Raw genomic sequence first — 25,637 nt, 5'->3', positions numbered from 1 at the left:
TCGACGCGCCTACACCCGCCGCGGCAGGTGCCCACGAGTCACCAACTCGGCAAACTGCCGGGCGTTCAACGGCCGGGCAAACAACCAGCCCTGGCCATAATTGACCCCCTCGCTGTTCAGCAGCACCGCCTGGTCCTCGAACTCGATTCCTTCGGCAATTACCCGCAGGTGCAAGTCATGGGCCATGCGGATGATATGCGGGGCCACACCGCTACTGGCGGCATCGTGGCCCAGAGCGTCGATGAATGCCTTGTCGATCTTCAGGCAGTCCACTGGCAGGGTTTGCAGGTAGGCCAGGCTGCAATAACCGGTACCAAAGTCGTCGATCAGCACCTGGTGCCCCACGGCACGTAGCGCCTGCAGATTGTCACGGGCGACCACCACGTCGATCAGGCCGCGCTCGGTCACCTCGAAGGCAATCTGGCTGGGCGCCACTCGATGCAAGGCCAACAAGCGCGCCGCCACGCGGCCAATACGTGGCACCATCACATCGCAGGCCGCCAGGTTTATCGATATGTATAGCTTGGGGTGCGAGCGCAGTAGCTGTCCGAGCTGTTCAAGCACACGCTGCAGGACAAAGTCGGTGATCTGACGAATCTGCCCGGTATTCTCCGCCAGCGGAATGAAAAGGTCCGGGCTGGTCAGGGTGCCGTCCGGGCGGCGCCAGCGCACCAAGGCCTCGGCGCCCACACAGCGCCGGCTGTCGAGCTCGATGATTGGCTGGTAGAGCACCTGCAGCTCTCCACGGCGCAAGGCATTCTGCAACTCTGAACTCATCGACCGTCGTTGCAGAATCAACTGCAGTACCAACCAACCGATGCAGCAGGCCGCCAGCACGCTACCGGGGAACAGCAACCAGAGCATGCCGTTCATCTTCAACGGCAGACTGGCCCTCGGGGCAATCAGCACCAACTGGTAATCCGGCGACTTGGTCGGCATTCGGTAGATCAGCCGATCACTGAGTTCCAGCAGCGACTTGTGGCTGGTCGACCAGGCCGAGGGTGGTGGCCATACCTGTGGCGGGCCGAGCACCGGAATGGCCCGGGCGCCGTTGTCCAGCACCACCACCAGGCTGCCACCTGGGGGCAGGTCCACCACATCGGTCAAATGCCCACGGGAGGTGGAAACCAGAAACTTGCCCCGACCCAGCATCAGTGCTGCCAGGTTCTCGTTCGGCTCGGTGGTGGTGTTAAGCCAGTAGCTGTACGTCGGCCCCTGGATATCTGGCGCCCGCAAGGGAACGAACGCTCGCTCATCACCGCGGTTGGAGCAGGCAACATTGCCATCTACATAAGCCGCTTCATAGATGAAACGCGAGTTCAGGCCAACCTGCTGCAAGGCTGCCAGCATTGCCGGGCTGCAGCCGCGCAAGGGTTGGGCCTGCAGCAGGTCGACCCCTTCGCGCAATTGGCCGAACACCTGTTCGAGCCGTTCCAGAAAACGCTCGCCCTGGGCATTCATCTGTTCGCTTTCGCTTTGTTTCATTTGTTGCAGGGCAATGCCGATGCTGGCAGAGAGCAACACCGCGGCGCTGGCCAGCGCTGCCAAAGTGGCCAGCATCCAGGGACGGTAAAAAATTTGGCGCAGCAAGGCGATGAAGGCTGACATCGAAGGCATCCAGTTGATAACCAAGGTATAGCAACGGAATCAATAATCACCCTCACCGTTTGGCGCTTCGCTGCAATCCAGCCACGCTCTTTGTAGAAGCAGCCTTGTGGCTGCGATGAGACCGTCAAAGTCTATACAACTGCATCGATCCAACTCGCCTCTTCGCAGCGCAAGGCTTTGCAACAAGGACCCCGCCCGCCGTGACTCAACGCATGCGGTTTAGTACCTGCAGCATCGCTGCTGTCTGCGCATCAGGCATGCCGTCGAAGCGCTGCGGGCGGAAGCGCATCTGGAAGGCGGCGATCACATGACGTGTGGCGACATCCAGCACGCCGGTCTGCTCGATCTGATAGCCAAACCGTGCCAGCTCCTGCTGGTACCAGCCAACGCTTGGCGGGTTGACGCTGAAGTAGGCTTGCTGCCGTGCCACGGCGTTGGCATCCGGCCAGATACCCAGCCCGGCGTCGGCCAGGCGCTTCCACGGGAACAATGGCCCCGGGTCCAGCTTGCGCAGCGGGGCGATGTCACTGTGGCCGATGATATGGCGTGGTTCGATGTTGTTGCGTTTGACAATGTCCTTGAGCAGCGCGATCAGCGCCTGGACCTGCGCCTCGCTGTAAGGGTGCCAGACCCGGCCGTTCGGGGTGTCGGTGAAGCCCGGGTTGACGATCTCGATACCAATGGACGAGGAGTTCAGCCAGGTGCGCCCCTGCCACTGGCTCTCACCGGCATGCCAGGCGCGACGGTTTTCATCCACCAGCTGATACACAGTAGCCGGGCCATCGCCGATCAGGTAATGGCTGCTGACTTCACCATGGGTAAGCAGCGCCAGGGAGCGCTCCAGCGAAGCATTGGTGTAATGCAGGACAACGAACTGGATGCGGTTGTCCTGATTGGCCGAAGGGTGACTGCGGTCGATACGCAGGCCCGTCGAGCAACCGGCGACAGACAACAGCAAAAAGGAAATCAGGGTTTTTTTAAGCGTGGAAAGCACGTCAGTGGCCTCAGCGTATGAGCGCTACAGTATAACGTGCTCACCTGCGCTGTGCCTGCCGGACAGCGGCTGGCTAGCCATGCTCGACGCGATTACGCCCCAGCTCCTTTGCCCGGTACAGCGCTGCATCGGCCCGTTTGAGCACCTGGTCGCTGCGTTCGCCAGAACGGAATGCACCCAGGCCGATGGAGGTGGTGATCACCACCCGTTCTCCCTTGAAGTGGAATGGGCAGGCTTCGACTGTGGCACGCAACACCTCGGCCACTTGCGCAGCGACTGCGGGCGTAGTCTGCGGCAGCAGCAAGACGAATTCCTCGCCGCCAAAACGGGCGATGAAATCCCGGCCCCGCAGACGCTTGCGCAACTGGTCGGCCACGATCTTGAGGACCTTGTCCCCAGCCAGATGACCATAGTTGTCGTTGATGCGTTTGAAATGGTCCAGGTCAAGAATCGCCATCGCCAGATGGCCGCCGTTTTCCTGCCAGTCAAGCATTTCGCGTTCGACTCGCTCGCTCCAGGCCGCACGGTTGGGCAGGCCGGTGAGCGGGTCCAGCAGGGCTTTCTGGCGCTGTTCTTCCAGGTGCTCGCGATAGCCAAGCGCCTCATGCTCCATGCTCGCCACCCGCTCCGACAAGCCTTGCAGGCGACCGGCCAGTTCCTGCTCGCGGCGATCACGCTCGTGCTTGTGTTCGTCCATCGTCACCAGCAAGCCTTCCAGGCGGTTTTCCAGAATGTGCTTGAGGCTGTCTACATCGGCGGCACCTTGCACGCTGCTCTGCAGGCCGTCGACGTGCTCACGCAGTTGGCTATCCAGCTCGCGGGCAGCGGTGCTGTTGTCCGCGTGGCCGGCGCTGGCCTCGTGCAGGTGGCTCTGGAAACCTTCCAGGCGTTCATTGAGCTGCTGCAGGTAGGTTTCGAATTCGTGCTGGCCGCTGTCGGTGATCGCCAGCATGAGTACTGCCAAGTCATCCAACACCGGGATCAGTTCATACCAGTTCAAGCCGCGAGCAACCCGCTCGCGCATTTCCAGCGCCTGAGCCTTGTGTCGCTCGGGCAGGCTGAGGTCATCGAGCAGACCGATCAGGGTCTGCTCGATGTGCGCGGCAACCTGGCTGTAAGGCGGCTCCACTGCGTAGGGCAGGGCATAGGGGCCGTCTTCACCAAAGGTTTCTTCAAGGGGTTGTAAGGGTTCTGCCTCAGCCAACGGCTCGCTGGCGGAAACTTCAGCTTCCGGCAATGGCGCCTTGTCCCTTGGCAACGGGGCTGGCGGCATTTCGGCCGTTTCGATCAGCGCCGGGCCAAATGCCTCCAGCTCAAGCTCGGGCGCTTCGGCCACCTCGGCAGTCGGAGCAGCAGGGGCCGGCAACGGTTGTAGCGCATCGACGTCATCGTGCCGCAATGGCTCGGCACTGCCGGCTGCCTGGGGCACAACCGCGGCTGCAGGCAACGCTACCGGCGCAAGCTCTGCTCCTGCCTGTGCATCTTCCTCACGGCTTCCAAACAACCGCTGCAGAAAACCGGGTCGGGCTTCTTCACTCGGCTTGCCAAGGGCCGACAGCGCGCGCCCCTGCAAGCCGCTCAACTCGCCCAACAGCGGCGGCAGCTCGCGTGACTGGGCAACCCCGCCCTCGAGCTTCTTCGCCAGTTTTTTCAATGGCCGCGAGATATCGCTGGGCAGGGGCAGGCCTTGCAGTTGGCCAACCAGTGCGGTCAGCGCATCGCTGACCTGGTTCATGCGGGTTTCGCGACGCTGTTCGGAATCCAGTACCGCTTTCTCAAGGCGCGGAATCAAGCCAGCGAGGCCGGCGTCCATATTGTCGCTGCGAATGACATCGCGCATTTCCTTCATGCACTCGTCTACCACCTTGTCACTGCCTTCAGCAGCCAGGGTGCTGCGCACCAGGCCTCGGCGCAGCAGGTCAAGACGGGCATCCCAACGGCGCTCGAGCTTTTCTTGCTGCTCGATGCTTTTAAGGTATTTTTCTTTCCAGCGCTCAGCGTCTTCAGTCATGCCCGGGTCCGCAAACGGTGATGGCAATTAGCTCAAAACCGGCAGCGTATCCACAGTCAATGCATCAGGCAATCGAATCTCGACAGCAACGGGAAGGTGGTCCGAAATTGGCTGCGCCAGCACCTCGACACGCTCCAGCGTGAGGCTTGAACTGAGCAGAATATGATCGAGGCAACGCTGCGGTCGCCAGCTGGGGAAGGTGGCCTCGACTTGTGGGGCGACCAGGCCCAAATCGCGCAGCGGCGAATGCTCCAGCAGGTCAGTGGCATGGGTGTTCATGTCACCCATCAGCACCTGGTGACGGTAACCGCCTATCAGCTCGCGGATATAACCCAGCTGCAGGGCGCGGGTCTTGGCCCCCAATGCCAGGTGCATCATCACCACTATCAGCGCATCTTCGCCTTCGCCAAACCGCACCAGAATCGCGCCACGCCCGGCCGGGCCAGGCAACGGATGGTCTTCGAGCAGTTGCGGCTTCAGGCGGCTGAGCACACCGTTGCTGTGCTGGGCAAAACGCCCGAGGTTGCGGTTGAGCTGCTGGTACCAGTAGGGGAAGGCCCCCAAGTGGGCCAGGTGTTCGACCTGGTTGACGTAGCCCGAGCGCAGGCTGCCACCATCGGCTTCCTGCAGGGCCACCAGGTCGAAGTCGCCCAGCAGCCTGCCGATCTTCTGCAGGTTACCGGCACGCCCGTTATGCGGCAGCAGGTGCTGCCAGCTACGCGTCAGGTAATGGCGGTAGCGCTCGGTGCTGATGCCCACCTGGATGTTGAAACTGAGCAGCCGCAGACGGCCATCCTCGGGCAGGCCCGGGGCCTGCAGGTGATGCTCGTTGACCTGCGGCTCGTGCAGGCCAATGCCACGCGTAGCTCTGAAGCGGGGCATGGGTGACGCCGCCTACTTGGCAGCGCGCTCCTTGTCGATCAGCTGGTCGGCGACATTCAGCACGCCTTCCGGTCCGCCGGCAGTCCCCAGGTCGAAGCGGTACTTGCCGTTGACGACCAGGCTCGGTACGCCGGTGATCTCATACTTCTTCGCCAATTCCTTGGCCTGTTTGACCTGGCCCTTGATGGCGAACGAGTCGAAGGTGGCGAGGAACTTGTCCTTGTCCACACCTTGAGTGGCGAGGAAGTCGGCCATCTCGTTCTTGTCGGTCAGGCGCTTGTGCTGGTTCTGGATGGCATCGAACACCGCAGCATGAACCTTGTGCTCGACGCCCATGGCTTCGAGGGTCAGGAACATCTGGCCGTGTGCATCCCACGGGCCACCGAACATGGCCGGTACGCGCTTGAAGTTGACGTCCTTCGGCAGCTTTTCAGCCCAAGGGTTGATGGTCGGCTCGAAGTGGTAGCAGTGTGGGCAGCCGTACCAGAACAGCTCGACGACTTCGATCTTGCCAGGCACGGAAACCGGAACAGGGTTGCTCAGCTCGATGTATTCCTTGCCGGCGACAGGCTCAGCGGCCTGAACGGCAGTCATACCGAATACGCTGGCGGCGACCAGCGCAGCGCTGAGAATCAGTTTACGCATGCTTTACTCCTGAGCAGTCATGGGTCGCCACGACGCGACCTGCACTGAGACAGGCCGGGAAGGGCTCGAGTTCTGTAGTGTAACGGCTGCGGACGGAAAAAAGGGCAGCCCGGCCACCCTTTCATCATTGACCTACAACATTAACCGAAAGTTAATGCAGGCCCTGGATGTAGCTGGCCAACGCTTCGATGTCATGGTTGCTCAGCTTGCCAGCGATGGTGCGCATGGTCATGGCATCGCCATCGTTGGTGCGGTTGCCTTCGCGGAAGTCAGTGAGCTGCTTGGCCACGTACTGCGAGTGCTGCCCGCCCAGGTGCGGGAAGCCGGCCAGGGCGATGCCCGCGCCGTTGGGCGAGTGGCAGCCAGTGCAGGCCGGCATGCCCTTTTCCAGGTCGCCGCCATTGAACAACGCGCGGCCGCGCTCGACCAGCTTGGGATCGGCGGCACCCACGCTGCCTTTCTGGCTGGAGAAGTAGGCGGCGATATCGGCCAGATCCTGGTCGCTGAATGCGGCCAGCATGCCGGTCATTTCCAGCACGGTACGCTTGCCCGACTTGATATCGTGAAGTTGTTTTTCGAGATAGCGCTGGCCTTGGCCGGCCAGTTTCGGGAAGTTCGGTGCCAGGCTGTTGCCGTCGGGGTTGTGGCAGGCGCCACACACGGCGGTCTTGGCCTGGCCAGCGGCGGCATCGCCTTTGATAGGTTGCGCAGCAGTGGCCGCACCAGCGACACCCAAGGTCAACAGCAGACTCACGACTAGTTTGTTCATCAGCTAATCCAACACGGCTAAGGGTGAAATGTTATGTATCGGGACTGCCGCTCATCCAAAGGATGACCAAACGGTAGTCCTCGGCACTGCAGTCCATGCACAATCCACGCGGCGGCATAGCCTTGAAACCCTGGGTCACGTGCTTCACCAGTACATCCATGCCTTGCGCCAGCCTTGGCTCCCATGCTGCCCGGTCACCCCGTCTGGGTGCCTGTGGCAACTGCCCGGTGTGACAGGCCGCACACGTGCGGTTGTACAACACCTCGGGATCCTGTGTAGCCTGTGCGCTGAAAAACGGCAGGAACATACCGACAGCAAGCAGCCATTTCGCCATGCGGAACGACCTTCAGGGTTGGGGGCCGCGCTGCGTTCTGTTGCGCGAGCTATTGTTCGACACCCCATGCCCGTTCTCCTTCGCTGGGAGAATGAGCACACAAAAACTGGGGCATTATATACTTCCGCCATCCAAACGGAAACGACACCGCTTGCCAGGCTTGGCTCTACAAAGTCAGGCAACACCCACATCGGATATCCCATGCAAGTCAAGAACCCCATCCTCGGCCTCTGCCAGAAAGCCAAATTCGCCCTCAGCGCAGCCAAGGTCGAACAATGCCCGGACGACCAGGGTTACGAGGTGGCTTTTGCCGGCCGTTCCAACGCCGGCAAATCCAGCGCCCTCAATACCCTGACCCATGCCAGCCTGGCGCGTACCTCGAAGACTCCCGGGCGCACCCAGCTGTTGAATTTCTTCAGTCTGGACGATGAACGGCGTTTGGTCGACCTGCCGGGCTATGGTTATGCAAAAGTCCCGATTCCGCTCAAGCAGCACTGGCAGAAACACCTGGAAGCCTACCTGGGCAGCCGTGAGTGCCTGCGTGGCGTGATCCTGATGATGGACGTGCGTCACCCGATGACCGACTTCGACAAGATGATGCTCGACTGGGCCAAGGCCAGCAGCATGCCGATGCACATCCTGCTGACCAAGGCCGACAAGCTGACCCACGGCGCGGGCAAGAACACATTGCTGAAAGTGCAGTCGGAAATCCGCAAGGGCTGGGGGGATGGCGTGACCATCCAGCTGTTCTCGGCACCCAAGCGCCTGGGCGTGGAAGACGCCTACCGTGTGCTGGCGGACTGGATGGAACTGGAAGACAAGCCGGTCGTTTAGTGGTTTGCGCCTGACCCGGGTTTACCCGCGAAAGGGCCGGGCCTGCTCTCCACCCGCCGTTCACCGTTGCCGCCACTACCGTATTCGCGGGTAAACCCGCTCCTACACCTGATCGAGGTTGGACACGCTTTGGTGATTGGGCGCAGGTCCTTGTAGGAGCGGGTTTACCCGCGAATGCAGCGGTGAATTCGACATCGCATTCGCGGGTAAACCCGCTCCTACGGGGGCTCAGTACAAGCCATCCGGCAAATTCCGGGCAAAAAAAACCCCGGACTTCGTATGGGGAGGGGGAAGTTCGGGGTCCAAGTCCGGACCGCTAGGGCGGGGTCCAGATATCTGCCAACACTTAACACAACATAGGAGCATCGAAGGGCTTCACCAGCCATTCAGTTACTCTGAGTTCCGCTTCACCGGTTTAGTTCCGAAGCCCATAAAACTATTTGCGATAGTTTCATGAAACTTAAGCACCCCCGGCACTGAGCGGTGCTCGGATCCGCGTCACTACGTCGCAGATCCTACACAGTTTTACCTGCTCAATCAGTGAGCTTCGTCCCAATTCGCACCAACGCCTGCTTCGACAAGCAGCGGCACATCCAGCTGCGCGGCCTGACTCATGTGCTGGCGAATTTCATCTTTCACCTGCTGCACCAGGTCCTCGCGTACTTCAAGCACCAGTTCGTCGTGCACCTGCAGGATCACCCGGGCATCCAGCCCGCTCTCGCTCAACCAGTTATCTACCTTGACCATGGCACGCTTGATGATGTCGGCAGCAGTACCCTGCATCGGGGCGTTGATCGCCGTGCGCTCGGCGCCCTTGCGCAGGGCAGGGTTCTTGGCATTGATGTCTGGCAAGTACAGCCGGCGGCCAAACAGGGTTTCGACAAAGCCTTGCTCGGCCGCCTGGGCGCGGGTGCGCTCCATGTAGGCCAGCACGCCTGGGTAGCGGGCAAAGTAGCGGTCGATGTAGTCCTGTGACTGCTTGCGGTCGACGCCGATCTGCTTGGCCAGGCCAAAGGCGCTCATGCCGTAGATCAGGCCGAAGTTGATGGCCTTGGCGCTGCGGCGCTGGTCGGTGGTCACGTCTTCCAGGGCCACACCGAACACTTCGGCTGCTGTGGCGCGGTGCACGTCCAGGTCATTGCGGAAGGCATGCAGCAAGCCTTCGTCCTTGGCCAGGTGGGCCATGATGCGCAGCTCGATCTGTGAATAGTCCGCCGCCAGAAGCTTGTAGCCCGGACTGGCGATGAACGCCTGGCGGATACGCCGCCCTTCAGCCGTGCGGATCGGGATGTTCTGCAAGTTCGGGTCGCTCGACGACAACCGGCCGGTGGCCGCCACGGCCTGCTGGTAGGACGTGTGGATACGCCCGGTGCGCGGGTTGATCTGCCCCGGTAACTTGTCGGTGTAGGTGCTCTTGAGCTTGCTCAGGCTGCGGTACTGCATCAGCACCTCTGGCAGCGGGTAGCCTTGTTCGGCCAGTTCGTCGAGCACTGCTTCGGCGGTGGATGGCTGGCCCTTGGCGGTCTTGCTCAGCACCGGCATGCCCAGCTTGTCGTAAAGAATCGTGCCCAGCTGCTTGGGCGAGCCGAGGTTGAACGTCTCACCGGCGAGCTCGTAGGCACGCAGCTCCAGCTCAGCCATCTTCACGCCCAGCTCACCGCTCTGTACTTTCAACAGCTCGGCATCGACCAGCGCACCCTGGCGCTCGATCCTGGCCAGCACCGGCACCAGCGGCATCTCGATATCCATCAGCACCGGTTGCACGCTCGGCGTCTGTGCCAGGCGGGCCTGCAATGCATGGTGCAGGCGCAGGGTGATGTCGGCGTCTTCGGCGGCGTAGGGGCCGGCCTTGTCCAGGTTGATCTGGTTGAAGGTAAGCTGCTTGGCACCCTTGCCGGCGATGTCCTCGAAGGCGATCGTGGTGTGGTCGAGGTACTTCTGCGCCAGGCTGTCCATGTCATGACGGGTGGCGGTGGAGTTCAGCACGTACGATTCGAGCATGGTGTCGTAGGCCACGCCGCGCATCTCGATGGCGGGGGAGCCATTGGCGAGGATGTTGATGTCGTACTTGGCGTTCTGCCCGACCTTGGCCTTGGCCGGGTCCTCCAGCAGTGGCTTCAGCGCCAGCAGCACGGCCTCGCGGTCCAGCTGGGCCGGCGCGCCTTCGTAATCGTGGGCCAGCGGCACATAGGCCGCTTCATGCGGCTCGACTGCGAAGGACAGGCCGACCAACTGCGCCTGCTGGGCGTCCAGGCCGGTGGTCTCGGTGTCGAAGGCAAATAGCGGTGCCTGGCGCAGCTTCTCCAGCCAGGCGTCGAAACGGGCCTGGTCGAGAATGGTTTCGTATTTGGGCTCGATCTTGGCCGCAGGCTCCACGGCCGGGGCGACATCATCACCAGCCTTGGCCGCATCGCGCTGCACTTCGGCGACCCAGCTCTTGAACTCCATCTCGGTGTACAACGCCAGCAACGCCTCGCGGTCAGGTTCACCGCACACCAGCGCCTCGACCTCCACATCCAGCGGCACGTCAACCTTGATGGTGGCCAGCTCGTAGGACAGGAATGCCGCGTCGCGGTGCTCCTCCAGCTTGGCCGGCAAGGTCTTGGCGCCGCGAATGGCCAGCGCTGGCACCTTGTCCAGGTTGGCGTAAAGGTCGCTGAGACCGCCGCCGATACCGGTCAGCAGCCCCACCGCCGTTTTTTCGCCCACACCCGGCACGCCGGGGATGTTGTCGACCTTGTCACCCATCAGGGCCAGGAAGTCGATGATGTGTTCCGGGCCGACGCCGAATTTCTCGTGCACGCCAGCCACGTCCAGCACGCTTCCGGTCATGGTGTTGACCAAGGTAATGTGACCGTCCACCAGCTGCGCCATGTCCTTGTCACCGGTCGAGATGATCACCGGGCGACCCAGGGCGGCGCTGCTGCGCGCCAGGGTGCCGATCACGTCGTCAGCCTCGACGCCCTCCACGCACAGCAGCGGGTAGCCCAGCGCCTTGACGCTGGCGTGCAGCGGCTCGATCTGTACCCGCAGGTCGTCCGGCATGCTGGGGCGGTTGGCCTTGTACTCGGCGAACATGGCATCGCGGAAAGTGCCGCCCTTGGCGTCGAACACCACGGCGAAGAGGCTGTCGGGGTATTGCTTGCGCAGGCTCTTGAGCATGTTCAGCACACCCTTCACCGCGCCGGTCGGCATGCCCTTGGAGGTGGTCAGCGGTGGCAGCGCGTGGAAGGCGCGATAAAGGTAGGAGGAACCGTCCACCAGGACGAGGGGCGCTTGGCTCATGAGCAGAATCAACCTTTTCGACGGGTCCGGCGCTAGAATAGCCAGAATCATTGACGACAAAGGGACTAGGTTATCATGCGCACACTCAATCGCCTGTTACTGCTCGGCCTGTTGGCAACCATGCCTGTCGTCACCCTGGCGGCGGACGACGCCCCCTCGGCCGATCCCGAGGTGACCATTCGCACGGAAGGCGATAAAACCATCCAGGAATACCGGCAGAACGGCTTCCTGTATGCGATCAAGATCACGCCGAAAAACGGCAAGCCTTATTTTCTGGTACGCGCTGATGGCACTGATGCCAATTTCATTCGATCCGACCAGCCGGACATGCTGATTCCGTCCTGGAAGATCTTCGAGTGGTAAGCTGACGCGCACCGTTCACATCAACCCGGCACTTCCCGGCGGAAGTGCCCGTATGGGCAATTTTTCATCATGTCAGTCTTCACCCCCGTGACCCGGCCTGAGCTGGAAACCTTTCTGGCGCCGTACGAGCTGGGCCGTCTGCTCGACTTCCAGGGCATTGCCGCCGGTACCGAGAACAGCAATTTCTTCGTCAGCCTCGAACAGGGGGAGTTCGTCCTGACGCTGATCGAGCGTGGGCCCAGCGAGGACATGCCGTTCTTCATCGAGCTGCTCGATACCCTGCACGGTGCCGACATGCCGGTGCCCTATGCCATTCGTGATCGCGACGGCAACGGCCTGCGCGAGCTGTGCGGCAAGCCGGCATTGCTGCAGCCCAGGCTGTCGGGCAAACACATCAAGGCACCCAACAACCAGCACTGCGCCCAGGTCGGCGAACTACTGGCACACATTCACCTGGCCACCCGCGAGCACATCATCGAGCGCCGCACCGACCGCGGCCTGGACTGGATGCTGGCCTCGGGTGCCGAGCTACTGCCACGCCTGACTGCGGAGCAAGCCGCATTGCTGCAGCCAGCGCTGGACGAAATCAGCGCACACAAGGCGCAGATCCTGGCCTTGCCGCGGGCCAACCTGCATGCCGACCTGTTCCGCGACAACGTGATGTTCGAAGGCACCCACCTGACCGGTGTGATCGACTTCTACAATGCCTGCTCCGGGCCGATGCTGTATGACATCGCCATCACCGTGAACGACTGGTGCCTGGATGAGCAGGGCGCGGTGGATGTACCACGCGCCCAGGCGCTGCTGGCAGCTTATGCGGCGCTACGGCCGTTCACTGCAGCCGAAGCCGAGCTGTGGCCGGAAATGTTGCGGGTAGGCTGCGTGCGTTTCTGGCTGTCGCGTCTGATTGCGGCCGAGTCGTTCGCCGGGATGGATGTGATGATCCACGATCCGAGCGAGTTCGAAGTGCGTCTGGCGCAGCGCCAGCAGGTGGCATTGCACCTGCCGTTCGCGCTGTAGACCGCGTCTGCTTCTTCGCGGGCACGCCCGCTCCCACAGGTACAATGACAAACTCAAGGTTTGAGTTTATCCCTGTGGGAGCGGGCGTGCCCGCGAAGGGGCCGGCACAGGCTTACAACTGCTCCAGGCAGCCTGCCAGGTCACCGCCCAGCTTCTCCAGCAAGCGCTCATACCCTTTGCCATCCACCGGATCGGTGCCACCCAAGGCATCCAGCTCGGCAAGGCGTACCGGCAACCCGGCAGTCAGGGTCTCGGCCAATCGCGGCCGCAGTGGCGGCTCGCTGAACACGCAGGTCTTGCCCACTTCCTGAAGACGCTTGCGCATGGCCGCCACATGTTGCGCTCCAGGCTGCACCTCGGATGCCACGCTGAACACGCCCGCGTGCTTCAAGCCATATTCAGCTTCAAAATAGTCGAAGGCTTCGTGGAAGACGAAGTACGGCTTGCCGGCAATACCGGTCACGCGCGCCTTGATACGCCCATCCAACGCATCCAGGCGTTCATCGAAGGCCTTCAGGTTGCTCTGATAGCGAGCCGCATTGGCTGGGTCGACCTGGGCCAGGTCAGCTGCCATTTTTGCCGCGATTACTCGCGCATTGACCGACGATAGCCACAAATGCGCATCCAGGCTGCCTGGGCGGTGATCGTGGTCATGATCGTCATGGTCTTCTTCCTCATGGGAATGGCTGTCCTCGCCAAAGTGGCGCAGCTTCATGCCCGGCAGCGACTGCACAGCCACTGTGGCCTTGCTGCGGCTTCCCAGCACACGCGCAAGGAAGTTCTCCATGTCCGGGCCGATCCAGTACAGCAGGTCGGCATCGCCTACCCGCCGCACGTCGGAGGGACGCAGCGCATAGTGGTGGGGTGAAGCGCCGGGCGGCAGCAGCACGTCAGGGCTGCCAACACCCTCCTGCACGGCAGCGGCAATCTGCTGCAAGGGCTTGATAGTGGTGAGCACACGCACGTCGGCCTGCGCGGATAATGCGATGAAAGCGACAAACAGAGCCAGGAATCGGGACACGGTGGATACTCGAATCTTCAGAAACAGGTAACATAATAACGTCTCTGTCCAGAACCGTCGCTGCCCATGTCCATCACACCGCTGGCCAACCGTCCTCACGACCACTCCCATTGCGTACACAGCGCACTGGCTGAAGCCGACACCTTGTGCACCCGCCAGGGCCTGCGCCTGACAGCCCTGCGCCGCCGTGTGCTGGAGCTGGTGTGGCAGAGCCACAAGCCACTGGGCGCCTACGACATCCTCGCTGTGCTCAGTGAGCAGGACGGCCGCCGCGCCGCGCCGCCCACGGTGTACCGCGCGCTGGACTTCCTGCTGGAAAACGGCCTGGTACATCGCATCGCATCGCTGAACGCCTTCATCGGCTGCAGCCACCCCGAGCACGTGCACCAAGGCCAGTTCCTGATCTGCCGGGCTTGCCATGTAGCCATCGAGCTCGAGCAGAGCAGCATCAGCGAGGCCATCATCAACAGCGCCAAAGGCGTGGGTTTCACGGTCGAGACCCAGACCGTGGAAGTGGTCGGCCTGTGCGGTAACTGCCGGAGCGCGGCATGAGCGACGCCCTGATTCGCCTGGATCAGGTCGGCGTCACCTTTGGCGGCGAGGCGGTGCTCGACAGCATCGACCTGTCGGTCGCCCCAGGCCAGATCGTCACCCTGATTGGCCCCAATGGGGCAGGCAAGACGACCCTGGTGCGCGCCGTACTTGGCCTGCTCAAGCCACATCGCGGCAAGGTATGGCGCAAGCCCAAGCTGCGCATTGGCTACATGCCGCAGAAGATTCAGGTTGATGCCACGCTACCGCTGTCGGTGCTGCGCTTCCTGCGCCTTGTGCCCGGCGTAGACCGCGCGGCAGCCTTGTCGGCGCTGCAGGAAGTGGGCGCCGAGCAGGTCATCGACAGCCCGATCCAGACTATTTCCGGCGGCGAAATGCAACGCGTGCTGCTGGCCCGCGCCTTGCTGCGCGAACCCCAGCTGCTGGTGCTCGACGAACCGGTACAAGGTGTGGACGTGGTCGGCCAGACCGAGCTTTACAACCTCATCACCCGCCTGCGCGACCGCCACGGCTGCGGCGTACTGATGGTGTCCCACGACCTGCACCTGGTCATGAGCGCCACCGACCAGGTGGTGTGCCTGAACCGCCACGTGTGCTGCTCGGGCCACCCTGAGCAAGTCAGCGGTGACCCGGCGTTCGTCGAGCTGTTCGGCAAGACCGCACCGAGCCTGGCCATCTACCACCACCATCACGACCACAGCCATGACCTGCATGGCTCGGTGGTCGCCCCTGGCACCCATGTTCACGGAGAGCACTGCAAGCATGGCTGATTTTCTTCTCTACGCCTTGCTTGCCGGCTTGTCCCTGGCACTGGTTGCAGGCCCACTGGGCTCCTTCGTGGTATGGCGGCGCATGGCCTATTTTGGCGACACCCTGTCTCACGCCGCGCTGCTCGGTGTGGCCTTGGGCTTTGCCCTGGATGTCAGCCCCGCACTGGCGGTAACCGTGGGCTGCCTGTTGCTGGCGATTCTGCTGGTGACATTGCAGCAACGCCAGCCGCTGGCCTCCGACACCCTCCTGGGTATCCTGGCCCCCAGCACCTTGTCGCTGGGCCTGGTGGTGCTGAGCTTCATGCACGATGTGCGCATCGACCTGATGGCTTACCTGTTCGGCGATCTGCTGGCCATCAGCACCACCGACCTGGCCTGGATCCTCGGCGGCAGTGCACTGGTCCTGCTGCTGCTCGCTGTGCTGTGGCGGCCGCTGCTGGCGGTTACCGTGCACGAAGAACTGGCCATGGTAGAAGGCCTGCCCGTGGCCGGCTTGCGCATGGCGCTGATGCTGCTGATCGCGGTGGTGATTGCGGTTGCCATGAAAATCGTTGGCGTGTTGCTGATTACCTCACTGCTGATCATTCCTGCCGCTGCGGCACAGCGTCACGCCCGCTCACCAGAGCAGATGGCCCTGGGTGCCAGCCTGCTGGGTGTCACCGCAGTGTGCGGCGGCCTGGCCATGTCCTGGTTCAAGGACACCCCCGCCGGGCCCTCGATCGTGGTCTGCGCCGCGGTGCTATTCTTGCTGAGCCTGGCTCTGCCAAAACGCTGAAAAGCAAGGCGTGTGCAGGCACGCCTTGCAACCTTCGGCCCGTAAAGGGTCTGTAAGGCCTATTTTCGAGCGTGCGCACCTGGGTGTAGACTTGCTCGCTTTTTGCGCAAATAGAGAGTCGCAGGAATGAAGCCGTTCGCCTCCCGTTATCTGCTTGTTGCCGCGTTTTCCCTGATCCTGGCTGCCTGTTCCAATGCGCCGGTCGAACAGGCCACCGCACCTGCTCAAGCAGATGCCTGGCAGCAGTTGCAACAGAACATCGCCAGCAATGAGCTGGCTACCGCCGAAGACCAGCTTGCTGCACTGCAGGCCCAGTCGCCGGATGATGCACGCCTGGAGCAATACCAGCGCCAACTGGCCGAAGCTTACCTGCAACGTAGCCAGATCGTTCTGCAGAAGGGCGATGTAAACGCGGCAGCTACCGCGCTGGCCCGTGCCCGGGCACTGATGCCGCAGGCGCCAGCGGTCACCGGCGGGGATGCCGTGACCCAGGCCCGCAAGGCCGAGCTGGAAAAGGCTGAAGCGGCGCTGAAAGCCGCCGAGGCCAAGCCCGAGGCACGCATCATCGACCCGACAGCGCCAAGTACCGTGGTGGCCTTGAAGACCACTGACAGCCGTGCGCTGCGCCGCCAACTGGACGACATTGCCGCCGATGTGGTGAGTTACCAGTGTGAGGTGGTATTCCAGGTACCGCGCACCGAGGATGCGCCTTGGCTGAAGACCTTGCTGGAAAAGCGCGTGCGCAAGATTGACAGTGGGTTCGAGCTGAAGCAGAAGCATCAGATCCAGCGCTCGCTGCCGGCGCAGGTGGTGCTGGTCCCGCATCAGCAGTAAAAGCTTCGCGGGTAAACCCGCTCCTACATCAGGAGGGGGTTTACCCGCGAAAAGGCCTTGTCAGGCAGGAACAGCTTCAGCTGCCGCCTCCCGCTCCCACACCCGGTGACCTTCTACCGCTTTGACAAAGGCATCCACTGCCTTCTGCTCATCCCCGAGCAACAGCCCCTTGTCCTCCTTGAGCCCCAACGCTTTCGCCAATTCCTTGGTCAGCACCAGCGCCTTCAGGTGCTTGTAACCCTCCAGCACGAAGTGCTTGGCCAATCCGCTAGCCGCCAGCGCATCCGTAGAGGCCTTGCCCGCTGGCACGACAATCCCGTCGAACATGATCGAAGGCATCCCCTCCATCGACGCCGCTACCGGCAGTTGCTTGCCATCCGCCGCCTTCACCGGCGCCGAGGTCGGCCCCAGCAGCATCGGCCGGGCACTGTGCGCTTCCAGGGCCTTTACCAGTTTGTCCACGCTGACAGCGTCCACGCCATCGGCCACCAGCACAGCAATCTTGCGCCCCTTGATACCCACCGAACCTGGGTGGTTCATCTGGCTCAACGCAGGCGATTGCGCCAACTGGCTACCCTTCACCTTCACCGTACCCGCTTTCGGCGCAGGGAGGCCCAGGTTGGCCGCAACTGCCGCCGCCAGCTTCAGGTCGATGTTGGCGAGAATTTCATTCACTTCCCGGGCGCGAATATGTTCACGCTCCACTTTGCCCAACTCGAAGCTGTAAGCCTTGATGATGTGCTGTTGCTCGGTCGGGCTCATGCTCTGGAAGAACAGCCGAGCCTGCGAGAAGTGATCGCCGAACGACTCACTGCGCTGGCGAATCTTGTGCGCATCGATACGCTCCTGATAGCTCTCGAAGCCGCCGTCTTGCGCCGCAGGCGGGGTTTCCTTCGGCCAGCCGCCGTCAATCGAGTTGGGCTCGTAGGAAGCCCGGCCCTTGTGCACGACGTGCTGGTGCAGCGCATCACGCTGGTTGTTGTGGTTTGGCGCTACCGGCCGGTTGATCGGGATCTGGTGGAAGTTCGGCCCACCCAGGCGGCTGATCTGGGTATCGGTGTACGAGAACAGCCGGCCCTGCAGCAGCGGGTCGTTGGTAAAGTCGATACCTGGCACGATATGGCCTGGGCAGAACGCCACCTGTTCGACCTCGGCAAAGAAATTGTCCGGGTTGCGGTTGAGCACCATCTTGCCCAGCGGCGTGACGGGTACCAGTTCCTCCGGGATGATCTTGGTCGGGTCCAACAGGTCGAAGTCGAATTTGTGTTCGTCTGCCTCAGGCACAATCTGCACGCCCAGTTCCCATTCGGGGTAGTCACCGGTTTCGATGGCTTCCCATAGGTCACGGCGCTGGAAGTCGGTGTCCTTGCCCGCCAGTTTCTGGGCTTCGTCCCACAGCAGGGAATGCACGCCCTGGCGTGGTTTCCAATGAAACTTGACGAAGCTGGCCACGCCCTCGGCATTGATCAGGCGGAAGGTATGCACGCCAAAGCCTTCCATCATCCGAAGGCTGCGCGGGATGGCGCGGTCAGACATGGCCCACATGACCATATGAGCCGACTCCGGCACCAGCGAGACGAAATCCCAGAAAGTGTCATGAGCCGAACCGCCGGTCGGTATTTCGTTGTGTGGCTCTGGCTTCACCGCGTGGACAAAATCGGGGAACTTGATGGCATCCTGGATGAAGAACACCGGCATGTTGTTGCCGACCAAGTCGAAATTGCCTTCATCTGTATAGAACTTGACAGCAAAGCCCCGCACATCTCGCACCGTATCGCCCGAACCGCGTGGGCCCTGAACCGTCGAGAAGCGGACAAAAACCGGGGTGATCTTTTCCGGATCTTGCAGGAAGCCGGCCTTGGTCAGCTCGGCGTGGTTGCCATAGCTCTGGAAGAACCCGTGTGCCCCGGTACCGCGGGCGTGCACGATGCGCTCGGGGATACGCTCATGGTCGAAGTGGGTGATTTTCTCGCGCATGATGAAGTCTTCAAGCAGCGAAGGTCCGCGATCACCCGCCTTGAGGGAGTTCTGGTTGTCAGCAATGCGCACGCCTTGGTTGGTCCGCAGCGCCTGCCCGGTCGCATCGCTGCGGTCGGCCTCCAGGCTCTGCAGCTTGGCATTGGTGTTGGCCCTGTCAGGGGTCTGGGTACCGGCGGCCTCGCTGTGCTTGGGCGCATCCGTTTTCTTGCTGGGCATGATCGGCTCTCCTCATCAGTCTTAAGGCGTGCCCGTTCAGGGCTTGTCCAAGTAGTGACTGGAGGGCGTTGCCGAGCGTTCAATCAGGATTACCGGTTGTCGCGATATGCCCGATGGATTGGTGCATGACGAAATAAATGCTAAGAACAGCTATGGGAAAAGGCTAAAATGCGCGACCCCAGCTAACCGCTGACCCAAATTTCAATGCGCCCCACAAGGTTCGCTACGTGATCGAGTTCCAACAGGTACATAAAACCTACCGCGTTGCCGGTAGGGAAATCCCCGCACTGAATCCGACCAGCCTGACCATCGAAGATGGCCAGGTGTTCGGCCTGATCGGCCATTCCGGCGCTGGCAAAAGCACCATGCTGCGCCTGATCAACCGCCTAGAGGAGCCCTCCGGCGGCACGATCATCGTCGACGGCGAAGATGTCACCGCGTTCAACGCCAGCCAGTTGCGCGGCTTCCGCCAGCAGGTCGGGATGATTTTCCAGCACTTCAACCTGCTGGCCTCCAAGACCGTCGCCGACAACGTCGCCCTGCCACTGGCCCTGGCCGGTGAGCTGTCGCGCAGCGAAATCGACAAGCGCGTCACCGAGCTACTGGCTCGCGTTGGCCTGTCGGACCACGCCAAAAAGTACCCGGCGCAGCTGTCCGGCGGCCAGAAGCAGCGCGTCGGCATCGCCCGCGCCCTGTCCACCAACCCGAAGATCCTGCTATGCGACGAGGCCACCAGTGCCCTCGACCCGCAAACCACGGCCTCTGTCCTGCAACTGCTGGCCGAGATCAACCGTGAACTGAAGCTGACCATAGTGCTGATCACTCACGAGATGGACGTGATCCGCCGTGTCTGCGACCGCGTGGCAGTGATGGACGCCGGTCAGATCGTCGAGCAAGGCTCGGTGGCCGAGGTGTTTCTGCACCCGCAGCACCCCACCACCAAGCGCTTCGTCCAGGAAGACGAGCAGGTCGACGAAGGCGAGCAGCGCGACGACTTTGCCCACGTGCCAGGCCGCATCGTACGCCTGACCTTCCAGGGCGACGCCACCTACGCGCCGCTGCTGGGCACCGTGGCCCGCGAAACCGGTGTGGACTACAGCATCCTCGCCGGGCGTATCGACCGCATCAAGGATGTCCCCTATGGCCAGCTCACTCTCGCCCTGATCGGCGGAGACATGGAAGCGGCGTTCGCCCGCTTCAAGGCAGCTGACGTACATATGGAGGTACTGCGTTGATGGACGCCCTGAATTTCTTTGCCAACGTCGACTGGGCCGAAATCTGGCTGGCCACCGTCGATACCATGATCATGCTGTTCGGCTCGCTGTTCTTCACCGTGCTGCTGGGCCTGCCACTGGGCGTGCTGCTGTTCCTCTGCGGGCCAAAGCAGATGTTCGAACAGAAGGGCGTCTATGCGCTGCTGTCGCTGGTGGTCAACATCCTGCGCTCGCTGCCATTCATCATTTTGCTGATCGTGATGATCCCGTTCACCGTGCTGATCACCGGTACCTCGCTGGGCGTTGCAGGCGCCATCCCGCCGCTGGTGGTGGGTGCCACGCCGTTCTTTGCGCGCCTGGTTGAAACCGCCTTGCGTGAAGTGGACCGCGGCATCATCGAAGCCACCCAGTCGATGGGCGCCACCACCCGCCAGATCATCACCAGTGCGCTGCTGCCGGAGGCCCGTCCGGGCATCTTCGCGGCCATAACGGTAACCGCCATCACCCTGGTTTCTTACACTGCCATGGCCGGTGTGGTGGGTGCCGGGGGCCTTGGTGACCTGGCTATCCGCTTCGGTTACCAGCGTTTCCAGACCGATGTGATGGTAGTGACCGTGGTACTGCTGCTGGTACTGGTTCAAGTCCTGCAGAGCGTGGGCGACAAACTGGTCGTGCATTTTTCCCGTAAATAACCCCAATGGGGTCGGCCTGGCCGACCCGTTCGGGGGCCGTCGCGGCCCTCACAAGGAGTGATCAATGAAGAAGCTGCTTGCTGTCGCTGCCGCTGTCGCGGCCTTCTCGGCCCAGGCCGATACCCTTACCGTCGCCGCCACCCCGGTGCCGCACGCCGAGATCCTCAACTTCGTCAAACCACAGCTGGCGAAAGAAGGCGTAGAGCTGAAGGTCAAGGAATTCACCGACTACATCCAGCCGAACGTGCAGGTGGCGGAAAAGCGCCTGGACGCCAACTTCTTCCAGCACCAGCCTTACCTGGATGAATTCAACAAGGCCAAGGGTACCCAGCTGGTGAGCGTGGCCGGCGTGCACATCGAGCCACTGGGCGTGTATTCGACCAAGATCAAGAAACTGGACGAGCTGTCCTCCGGCGCCACCGTGGTCATCCCCAACGACGCCACCAACGGCGGCCGCGCCTTGCTGCTGCTGGACAAGGCGGGCGTGATCAAGCTCAAGGACAACAAGAACATCCTGTCGACCGTGAAGGATGTTGCCGAAAACCCGAAAAACGTGAAGTTCCGTGAGCTGGAAGCCGCCACCATCCCGCGTGTGCTGACCCAGGTAGATGCTGCCCTGATCAACACCAACTACGCGCTGGAAGCCAAGCTGAACCCGGAAAAAGACGCGCTGGCCATCGAGGGCAGCGACTCGCCTTACGTGAACATCCTGGTTGCCCGCCCGGACAACAAGGACTCGGACGACATGAAGAAACTGGCGGCGGCACTGCACTCGCCTGCGGTGAAGCAGTTCATCATCGAGAAGTACAAAGGCGCTGTGGTTCCGGCGTTCTGATCCGACCTATCACGCTCTATTCTTCGCGGGTAAACCCGCCCCTACACACATCGTTGTAGGAGCGGGTTTACCCGCGAAGCTTTTGGGGCTGACTCAATCCCGCTTGACCAGCCCCGGCAACTGCGCCCCCAGCTTCTGGTTGTTGAACGGCGCCCGAATGAACCCCCGCTGTCGCCCATCCGGCCCGACGATCGCCAGATTACCGCTGTGATCCACGGTATACCCCGGCTTGCTGGTATCCGCCGGAATGAACGGAATGCTCAAGGCATTGGCCAGCTTCTGGGTATCCTCGATCGACCCCGCCACGCCGACAAAGTCCTTGTCGAAATAGCCCAGATACTGCTTTAGCTGGTTCGGCGTATCGCGGTTAGGGTCCACGCTCACCAACACCACCTGCAGCCGGTCGACGGCATCCTTGGGCAGCTCGCTCTTCACCTGGCGCAGCTGGGCCAGGGTGGTCGGGCAGATGTCCGGGCAGTAGGTGTAGCCAAAGAACAGCAGCGACCATTTGCCCTTGAGGTCATCCATCTGCACCGGCTGGCCGTCCTGGTTGGTCATGGTGACATCAGCCACGGCTCGGCTCTGCGGCAGCAGGATGATGCCCGCATCGATCAGCTCGGCAGGGTTGGGCTGGTCACGACCATTAAGCACCTTGTTGACGGTCAGGCCCAGGATCAACGCGACCAGGGCAACGAGGATGAAGACGGTTTTCTGGGTTCGGGTCATAGGTTCAGCAACAGGTAGTGGTCAAGAAGCAACGCAATGAACAGCGCGAACAGGTAGCCGATAGAGTACTTGAAGGTGCCGATCGCCGCGTGCGGCCGGCTGCTACGGTACAACACCCAAGCCCATTGCAGGAAGCGCAGGCCCAAGGCCAGGGCACAGACCAGGTACAGCGGGCCACTCATGTGGATGGCATACGGGAGCAGGCTCACTGCCAAAAGGATCAGGGTGTACAGCAGGATATGCAGTTTGGTGTAGCGCTCGCCGTGGGTCACCGGCAACATCGGGATATCGGCCTTGGCGTATTCCTCCTTGCGGTGGATGGCCAGCGCCCAGAAATGCGGCGGGGTCCAGGCGAAAATGATCAGCACAAGCAGCAAGGGTTCGGCGCTGACATGGCCGCTTACCGCCACCCAGCCGAGCAACGGCGGAGCGGCCCCGGCCAGGCCACCGATGACGATGTTCTGTGGCGTGGCGCGCTTGAGAAAGCCGGTGTAGAGCACCGCATAACCGAGTAATGAGGCCAGGGTCAGCCAGGCGGTGAGGGCGTTGGTGAACACCAGCAGCAGGACCATGCCCAGCAGCGCCAGGGCCAAGGCGAACAACAGCGCCGGCAGGGGCTCGACTCGGCCTTGAGCCAAAGGCCGTTTGTGGGTGCGTGCCATCAGCGCATCGATGCGCCGATCCACCACATGATTGACCACTGCCGCGCCACCCGCGCACAGGCCGATACCCAGGTTGCCGAACAACAGCACGCTCCAGCTGACGCCCGCCCGGGTGGCCAGGAACATGCCCGCCAGCGAGGTGATCAGCATCAGCACCACCACCTTGGGCTTGGTCAGCTCGAGGTAATCGCGCCAGCGGGCCCGTCGTACGCTTAGAAGCGTCGCCACGAGTCGTTCCTCATATGATGGGAAATGCCCACCCCGACCACCGGCCGCAGACGCCAGCCATGGCCGACACCCACTCGAACCTTGTCGACCACTCGAATGCGGTAGTTCACCAGCACCATGCTCAGCAGCAGCATCGCCCCGCCGGCATTGTGCGCAACAGCCACCGCCAGCGGCAGGTGGAACACCACGTTGCTGATGCCCAGGCCCACTTGCAGGGCCAGCGCCAGCAGCACCAGCCGCGACAGGCCGGGGAGACCACAGCGGTGCAGCTTCCAGCTGAGCATCAGCAGCACGCAGGTCACCAGCAGCGCGCCCAGCCTGTGGCTGATGTGGATGGCCGTACGCGCATCACTGTCCAGCTGTCCGCCCAGGTAATTGGGGCCGACGTGCTGGGTCAGGTGGAAGCCGTTGCTGAAGTCCGCCGCTGGCCACCACTGGCCATGGCAGGTCGGCAGGTCGATGCAGGCCACGGCGGCGTAGTTGGCGCTGACCCAACCGCCCAGGGCGATCTGGCCGATTACCACCAGCAGCGCCAGCGCAGCGATCCGGCGCAGGCTCAGCGGCAGTTTCGGCAAGGGCGCAAAGGCCCGGGACAGACGCAGAGACAACAGAAACAGCAAGCTCAACGTGGTAAAGCCACCCAGCAAGTGCGCCGTGACCACCTGCGGCCATAGTTTCAGGGTGACCGTCCACATACCGAAGGCTGCCTGGGCCAGCACCACACCCAGTAGCAGCATCGGCAGGCGATAAGGCTGCCCATCGCGTGCATGCCGGCGCATTGCCTGGAAAGCGAGCAGGGCGATCACCACGGCCAGGCTACCGGCAAAGTAGCGGTGGACCATCTCGGCCCAGCCCTTGGCAGCTTCCACCGGGTGCTCAGGAAAGTGCAGCTCGGCATGGGCCAACTGCGCTTCACTCTTGGGCACGCTGATAAAGCCATAGCACCCGGGCCAGTCGGGGCAACCGAGGCCGGCGTGGGTCAGGCGGGTATAGGCACCGAGCAGGACGACCAGCAGTGCCAGCAGGGTGGCGAACACAGCAAGGCGAAATCCAGGTCTGGCCATGGCAGGCTCCTAGCCGATATTGGACAGCTTGAGCAGGTGGCGCAGGTCATCCAGCACATGCTTGCCGTTGACCTTGCCGTCGTAGCGCAGCACCAGGTTGCCGTGCGGGTCGACGATCCACAGCTGCGGGCCGGGCTCGGCAACCTTCTGCTGGTAGCGTTGCGCATCCAGCGGGTAGCGCTGCAACTGCGGGTACTCGCGGCCGAGCAGTGCCTGATAGTCGGCACTCAGCGGCTGGGCGGCGGCCAGCGCATGGCTGGCGCGGCTGGCATCACGCCCCAGCCCGACCTGAATCTGCCGAGCCAGGTACACCAGGCGCTGACAGTCTTCGGTGCAGGCCTGGGGTGCGCTGACCAGCAACTGCCAGCGATCGTCCTGCCCCGCCACGCCGAGATCGGCACGGCTTTCCCCATTGCCAATCATGGCGCCATGGTAGCTGCGGCCTTCCGGTACCCAGAATTTGAGCTTGTACATGCTGGTGGCCAGAACCATTGGCCCAAGCACCACCAGCAGGATCAGCAAAAGCTGCAAACGCCCACGGGCTCTGGGTTTGCTACGTTCAGGCGCGTCCAGTGGAGTGGCGGTGGCCATGGCGTTTCTCCTTGTTTTGATGCCAGCCGAAGTAGAGGTAGAGCAGAACCAGAGCGGTAGCCAGGGCAAACCACTGCACGGCATAGCCGACGTGTTTATCGGGGCTCATGGCGACAACCGGCCAGTCCAGGCGATAGCTCGCAGGGCCCGGCTCCAGGCGCAATTCCTGGGCGAAGCCTTCGCGATCAAGCTGTTGCCATAGCTGCGCGGCATCGATAGCGGTCAACAGATGCGGCCATTGCCCGCCGATGGGGTCCGGGTGCAGCTGGAAGGTGCTACCGGGCGCGACATACACAGAGGCATCCAGCGCCAAGGCCTGGGCAGGGGTTTCGAAGTGCACCGGCACCCGGCGGTCCAGCCATGGCAGCCAGCCACGATTGATCAGCAACCACAGGCCGCTGGCTTGGTCGTGAAAGGGCTGCAGCAGCTCGACACCGGCTTTGCCGTCGCGCATGCGGTTGTCCAGCAGCACGCTGTGCTCGGCGTCGAAGCGGCCATACAGGTGCACGCGGCGGAAGGCGTTGTCTTCTTTCGAGAAGAGCTGGGCGGTGGCGATCGGTGCTTCAACCCGCCGTTCTGCATAGGTGGCCAGCAGCACGCGCTTTTCCTCGGCACGGCCGAGTTGCCAGCAACCAAGCGCAATCAGCCCCGGCAGCAATGCAAGCACCACCAGCGTCGGTACCCAGCCTGGGCGAAACGGCCTCACGGGCGCCTCGCTATACTTATCCACAT

General features: G+C 62.3%; 25 protein-coding genes. 10 read left to right on the top strand and 15 right to left on the bottom strand.

The features are described 5' to 3' along the window. Positions 1-9: 9 nt before the first annotated feature. The 7 genes from PRJ_RS00445 to PRJ_RS00415 all read right to left on the bottom strand — a co-directional run bounded on the left by PRJ_RS00445 (position 10) and on the right by PRJ_RS00415 (position 7,243). Positions 10-1,608, bottom strand: a complete 1,599-nt coding sequence (locus PRJ_RS00445; RefSeq protein WP_019437393.1) for an EAL domain-containing protein — start codon at positions 1,606-1,608, stop codon at positions 10-12. Positions 1,609-1,813: 205 nt separating this feature from the next. Next, the gene (locus tag PRJ_RS00440; RefSeq protein WP_104960550.1) at positions 1,814-2,602 is read right to left on the bottom strand and encodes an N-acetylmuramoyl-L-alanine amidase; all 789 of its coding nucleotides are present in this window, start codon (positions 2,600-2,602) and stop codon (positions 1,814-1,816) included. Positions 2,603-2,675: 73 nt separating this feature from the next. After that, positions 2,676-4,613, bottom strand: a complete 1,938-nt coding sequence (locus PRJ_RS00435) for a GGDEF domain-containing protein (protein ID WP_104960549.1) — start codon at positions 4,611-4,613, stop codon at positions 2,676-2,678. A 27-nt stretch (positions 4,614-4,640) separates the two neighbouring features. Further along, positions 4,641-5,495: an endonuclease/exonuclease/phosphatase family protein gene (locus PRJ_RS00430; protein WP_003252985.1), complete on the bottom strand. Its 855-nt coding sequence runs from the start codon at positions 5,493-5,495 to the stop codon at positions 4,641-4,643. Between the two features lie 12 nt (positions 5,496-5,507). Then, complete coding sequence (gene dsbA, locus PRJ_RS00425; RefSeq protein ID WP_010951523.1) at positions 5,508-6,140, bottom strand: thiol:disulfide interchange protein DsbA; 633 nt, start codon at positions 6,138-6,140, stop codon at positions 5,508-5,510. Between the two features lie 151 nt (positions 6,141-6,291). After that, positions 6,292-6,909, bottom strand: a complete 618-nt coding sequence (locus PRJ_RS00420; RefSeq protein ID WP_003252989.1) for a cytochrome c — start codon at positions 6,907-6,909, stop codon at positions 6,292-6,294. Between the two features lie 31 nt (positions 6,910-6,940). Beyond that, complete coding sequence (locus tag PRJ_RS00415; protein ID WP_003252992.1) at positions 6,941-7,243, bottom strand: cytochrome c5 family protein; 303 nt, start codon at positions 7,241-7,243, stop codon at positions 6,941-6,943. Positions 7,244-7,444: 201 nt separating this feature from the next. On the opposite strand from PRJ_RS00415, the gene yihA reads away from it, so the two are divergent. After that, positions 7,445-8,077, top strand: a complete 633-nt coding sequence (gene yihA, locus PRJ_RS00410) for a ribosome biogenesis GTP-binding protein YihA/YsxC (RefSeq protein ID WP_010951522.1) — start codon at positions 7,445-7,447, stop codon at positions 8,075-8,077. A 537-nt stretch (positions 8,078-8,614) separates the two neighbouring features. Here yihA and polA read toward each other — a convergent pair. After that, positions 8,615-11,362 carry a DNA polymerase I gene (gene polA, locus PRJ_RS00400; protein WP_104960548.1) on the bottom strand — a complete coding sequence of 916 codons (2,748 nt, stop codon included), beginning with the start codon at positions 11,360-11,362 and terminating at the stop codon, positions 8,615-8,617. A gap of 75 nt (positions 11,363-11,437) precedes the next feature. Between polA and PRJ_RS00395 the strand changes: the two genes are divergently transcribed. Then, a complete protein-coding gene (locus PRJ_RS00395) occupies positions 11,438-11,725 on the top strand; it encodes a DUF2782 domain-containing protein (RefSeq protein WP_010951520.1) in 288 nt (95 codons plus the stop codon). 69 nt (positions 11,726-11,794) lie between these two features. Next, on the top strand, positions 11,795-12,745 hold the full coding sequence (locus tag PRJ_RS00390; RefSeq protein ID WP_003252998.1) for a homoserine kinase: 951 nt from the start codon (positions 11,795-11,797) through the stop codon (positions 12,743-12,745). A 112-nt stretch (positions 12,746-12,857) separates the two neighbouring features. On the opposite strand, the gene PRJ_RS00385 is transcribed toward PRJ_RS00390, so the two are convergent. Beyond that, on the bottom strand, positions 12,858-13,766 hold the full coding sequence (locus tag PRJ_RS00385; protein WP_104960547.1) for a zinc ABC transporter substrate-binding protein: 909 nt from the start codon (positions 13,764-13,766) through the stop codon (positions 12,858-12,860). Positions 13,767-13,832: 66 nt separating this feature from the next. On the opposite strand from PRJ_RS00385, the gene zur reads away from it, so the two are divergent. The 4 genes from zur to PRJ_RS00365 all read left to right on the top strand — a co-directional run bounded on the left by zur (position 13,833) and on the right by PRJ_RS00365 (position 16,697). After that, a complete protein-coding gene (zur, locus tag PRJ_RS00380) occupies positions 13,833-14,318 on the top strand; it encodes a zinc uptake transcriptional repressor Zur (protein ID WP_020191160.1) in 486 nt (161 codons plus the stop codon). Further along, a complete protein-coding gene (gene znuC / locus PRJ_RS00375) occupies positions 14,315-15,088 on the top strand; it encodes a zinc ABC transporter ATP-binding protein ZnuC (RefSeq protein WP_010951517.1) in 774 nt (257 codons plus the stop codon). Before zur ends, znuC begins: the two co-directional genes overlap by 4 nt. Further along, complete coding sequence (gene znuB / locus PRJ_RS00370) at positions 15,081-15,863, top strand: zinc ABC transporter permease subunit ZnuB (RefSeq protein WP_004575255.1); 783 nt, start codon at positions 15,081-15,083, stop codon at positions 15,861-15,863. Before znuC ends, znuB begins: the two co-directional genes overlap by 8 nt. A gap of 126 nt (positions 15,864-15,989) precedes the next feature. Further along, on the top strand, positions 15,990-16,697 hold the full coding sequence (locus tag PRJ_RS00365; protein WP_010951515.1) for a PA5502 family lipoprotein: 708 nt from the start codon (positions 15,990-15,992) through the stop codon (positions 16,695-16,697). Positions 16,698-16,757: 60 nt separating this feature from the next. On the opposite strand, the gene katE is transcribed toward PRJ_RS00365, so the two are convergent. After that, a complete protein-coding gene (gene katE, locus PRJ_RS00360) occupies positions 16,758-18,893 on the bottom strand; it encodes a catalase HPII (RefSeq protein WP_104960546.1) in 2,136 nt (711 codons plus the stop codon). A 227-nt stretch (positions 18,894-19,120) separates the two neighbouring features. On the opposite strand from katE, the gene PRJ_RS00355 reads away from it, so the two are divergent. The 3 genes from PRJ_RS00355 (at position 19,121) to PRJ_RS00345 (ending at position 21,634) form a co-directional block, all read left to right on the top strand. Beyond that, the gene (locus tag PRJ_RS00355; protein ID WP_003253013.1) at positions 19,121-20,128 is read left to right on the top strand and encodes a methionine ABC transporter ATP-binding protein; all 1,008 of its coding nucleotides are present in this window, start codon (positions 19,121-19,123) and stop codon (positions 20,126-20,128) included. Next, positions 20,128-20,799: a methionine ABC transporter permease gene (locus PRJ_RS00350; protein ID WP_010951513.1), complete on the top strand. Its 672-nt coding sequence runs from the start codon at positions 20,128-20,130 to the stop codon at positions 20,797-20,799. The genes PRJ_RS00355 and PRJ_RS00350 overlap by 1 nt, the downstream gene beginning before the upstream one ends. Positions 20,800-20,863: 64 nt before the next feature. Next, entirely contained in the window at positions 20,864-21,634 is a 771-nt protein-coding gene (locus tag PRJ_RS00345) for a MetQ/NlpA family ABC transporter substrate-binding protein (protein ID WP_020191163.1), read from the top strand. 93 nt (positions 21,635-21,727) lie between these two features. Here PRJ_RS00345 and PRJ_RS00340 read toward each other — a convergent pair whose 3' ends face one another. From PRJ_RS00340 to PRJ_RS00320, 5 genes are read right to left on the bottom strand one after another with little or no spacing between them, the layout of a single operon-like run. Beyond that, positions 21,728-22,360: an SCO family protein gene (locus PRJ_RS00340; protein WP_003253019.1), complete on the bottom strand. Its 633-nt coding sequence runs from the start codon at positions 22,358-22,360 to the stop codon at positions 21,728-21,730. Continuing rightward, the gene (cyoE, locus tag PRJ_RS00335; RefSeq protein WP_010951511.1) at positions 22,357-23,250 is read right to left on the bottom strand and encodes a heme o synthase; all 894 of its coding nucleotides are present in this window, start codon (positions 23,248-23,250) and stop codon (positions 22,357-22,359) included. The genes PRJ_RS00340 and cyoE overlap by 4 nt, the downstream gene beginning before the upstream one ends. Continuing rightward, positions 23,235-24,314: a heme A synthase gene (locus tag PRJ_RS00330; protein WP_104960545.1), complete on the bottom strand. Its 1,080-nt coding sequence runs from the start codon at positions 24,312-24,314 to the stop codon at positions 23,235-23,237. Before PRJ_RS00330 ends, cyoE begins: the two co-directional genes overlap by 16 nt. Before the next feature lie 9 nt (positions 24,315-24,323). Beyond that, positions 24,324-24,905: a hypothetical protein gene (locus tag PRJ_RS00325; protein ID WP_020191167.1), complete on the bottom strand. Its 582-nt coding sequence runs from the start codon at positions 24,903-24,905 to the stop codon at positions 24,324-24,326. Beyond that, positions 24,874-25,611: an SURF1 family protein gene (locus tag PRJ_RS00320; RefSeq protein WP_104960544.1), complete on the bottom strand. Its 738-nt coding sequence runs from the start codon at positions 25,609-25,611 to the stop codon at positions 24,874-24,876. Before PRJ_RS00320 ends, PRJ_RS00325 begins: the two co-directional genes overlap by 32 nt. Positions 25,612-25,637: the final 26 nt, after the last annotated feature.

It is taken from the genome of Pseudomonas sp. XWY-1 (assembly GCF_002953115.1).
Lineage (GTDB): Bacteria > Pseudomonadota > Gammaproteobacteria > Pseudomonadales > Pseudomonadaceae > Aquipseudomonas > Aquipseudomonas alloputida.
The sequence above is the reverse complement of the archived record's forward strand: the minus strand, read 5'-3'. Positions and strand labels throughout refer to the sequence as shown.

Bases quoted from the DNA above. Each gene is read 5' to 3' on its own strand.
- PRJ_RS00445 (WP_019437393.1), bottom strand. From the start codon at position 1,608: ATGTCAGCCTTCATCGCCTTGCTGCGCCAAATTTTTTACCGTCCCTGG.
- PRJ_RS00435 (WP_104960549.1), bottom strand. From the start codon at position 4,613: ATGACTGAAGACGCTGAGCGCTGGAAAGAAAAATACCTTAAAAGCATC.
- PRJ_RS00430 (WP_003252985.1), bottom strand. From the start codon at position 5,495: ATGCCCCGCTTCAGAGCTACGCGTGGCATTGGCCTGCACGAGCCGCAG.
- dsbA (WP_010951523.1), bottom strand. From the start codon at position 6,140: ATGCGTAAACTGATTCTCAGCGCTGCGCTGGTCGCCGCCAGCGTATTC.
- PRJ_RS00420 (WP_003252989.1), bottom strand. From the start codon at position 6,909: ATGAACAAACTAGTCGTGAGTCTGCTGTTGACCTTGGGTGTCGCTGGT.
- PRJ_RS00415 (WP_003252992.1), bottom strand. From the start codon at position 7,243: ATGGCGAAATGGCTGCTTGCTGTCGGTATGTTCCTGCCGTTTTTCAGC.
- yihA (WP_010951522.1), top strand. From the start codon at position 7,445: ATGCAAGTCAAGAACCCCATCCTCGGCCTCTGCCAGAAAGCCAAATTC.
- polA (WP_104960548.1), bottom strand. From the start codon at position 11,362: ATGAGCCAAGCGCCCCTCGTCCTGGTGGACGGTTCCTCCTACCTTTAT.
- PRJ_RS00395 (WP_010951520.1), top strand. From the start codon at position 11,438: ATGCGCACACTCAATCGCCTGTTACTGCTCGGCCTGTTGGCAACCATG.
- PRJ_RS00390 (WP_003252998.1), top strand. From the start codon at position 11,795: ATGTCAGTCTTCACCCCCGTGACCCGGCCTGAGCTGGAAACCTTTCTG.
- zur (WP_020191160.1), top strand. From the start codon at position 13,833: ATGTCCATCACACCGCTGGCCAACCGTCCTCACGACCACTCCCATTGC.
- znuC (WP_010951517.1), top strand. From the start codon at position 14,315: ATGAGCGACGCCCTGATTCGCCTGGATCAGGTCGGCGTCACCTTTGGC.
- znuB (WP_004575255.1), top strand. From the start codon at position 15,081: ATGGCTGATTTTCTTCTCTACGCCTTGCTTGCCGGCTTGTCCCTGGCA.
- PRJ_RS00365 (WP_010951515.1), top strand. From the start codon at position 15,990: ATGAAGCCGTTCGCCTCCCGTTATCTGCTTGTTGCCGCGTTTTCCCTG.
- katE (WP_104960546.1), bottom strand. From the start codon at position 18,893: ATGCCCAGCAAGAAAACGGATGCGCCCAAGCACAGCGAGGCCGCCGGT.
- PRJ_RS00350 (WP_010951513.1), top strand. From the start codon at position 20,128: ATGGACGCCCTGAATTTCTTTGCCAACGTCGACTGGGCCGAAATCTGG.
- PRJ_RS00345 (WP_020191163.1), top strand. From the start codon at position 20,864: ATGAAGAAGCTGCTTGCTGTCGCTGCCGCTGTCGCGGCCTTCTCGGCC.
- PRJ_RS00340 (WP_003253019.1), bottom strand. From the start codon at position 22,360: ATGACCCGAACCCAGAAAACCGTCTTCATCCTCGTTGCCCTGGTCGCG.
- PRJ_RS00330 (WP_104960545.1), bottom strand. From the start codon at position 24,314: ATGGCCAGACCTGGATTTCGCCTTGCTGTGTTCGCCACCCTGCTGGCA.
- PRJ_RS00325 (WP_020191167.1), bottom strand. From the start codon at position 24,905: ATGGCCACCGCCACTCCACTGGACGCGCCTGAACGTAGCAAACCCAGA.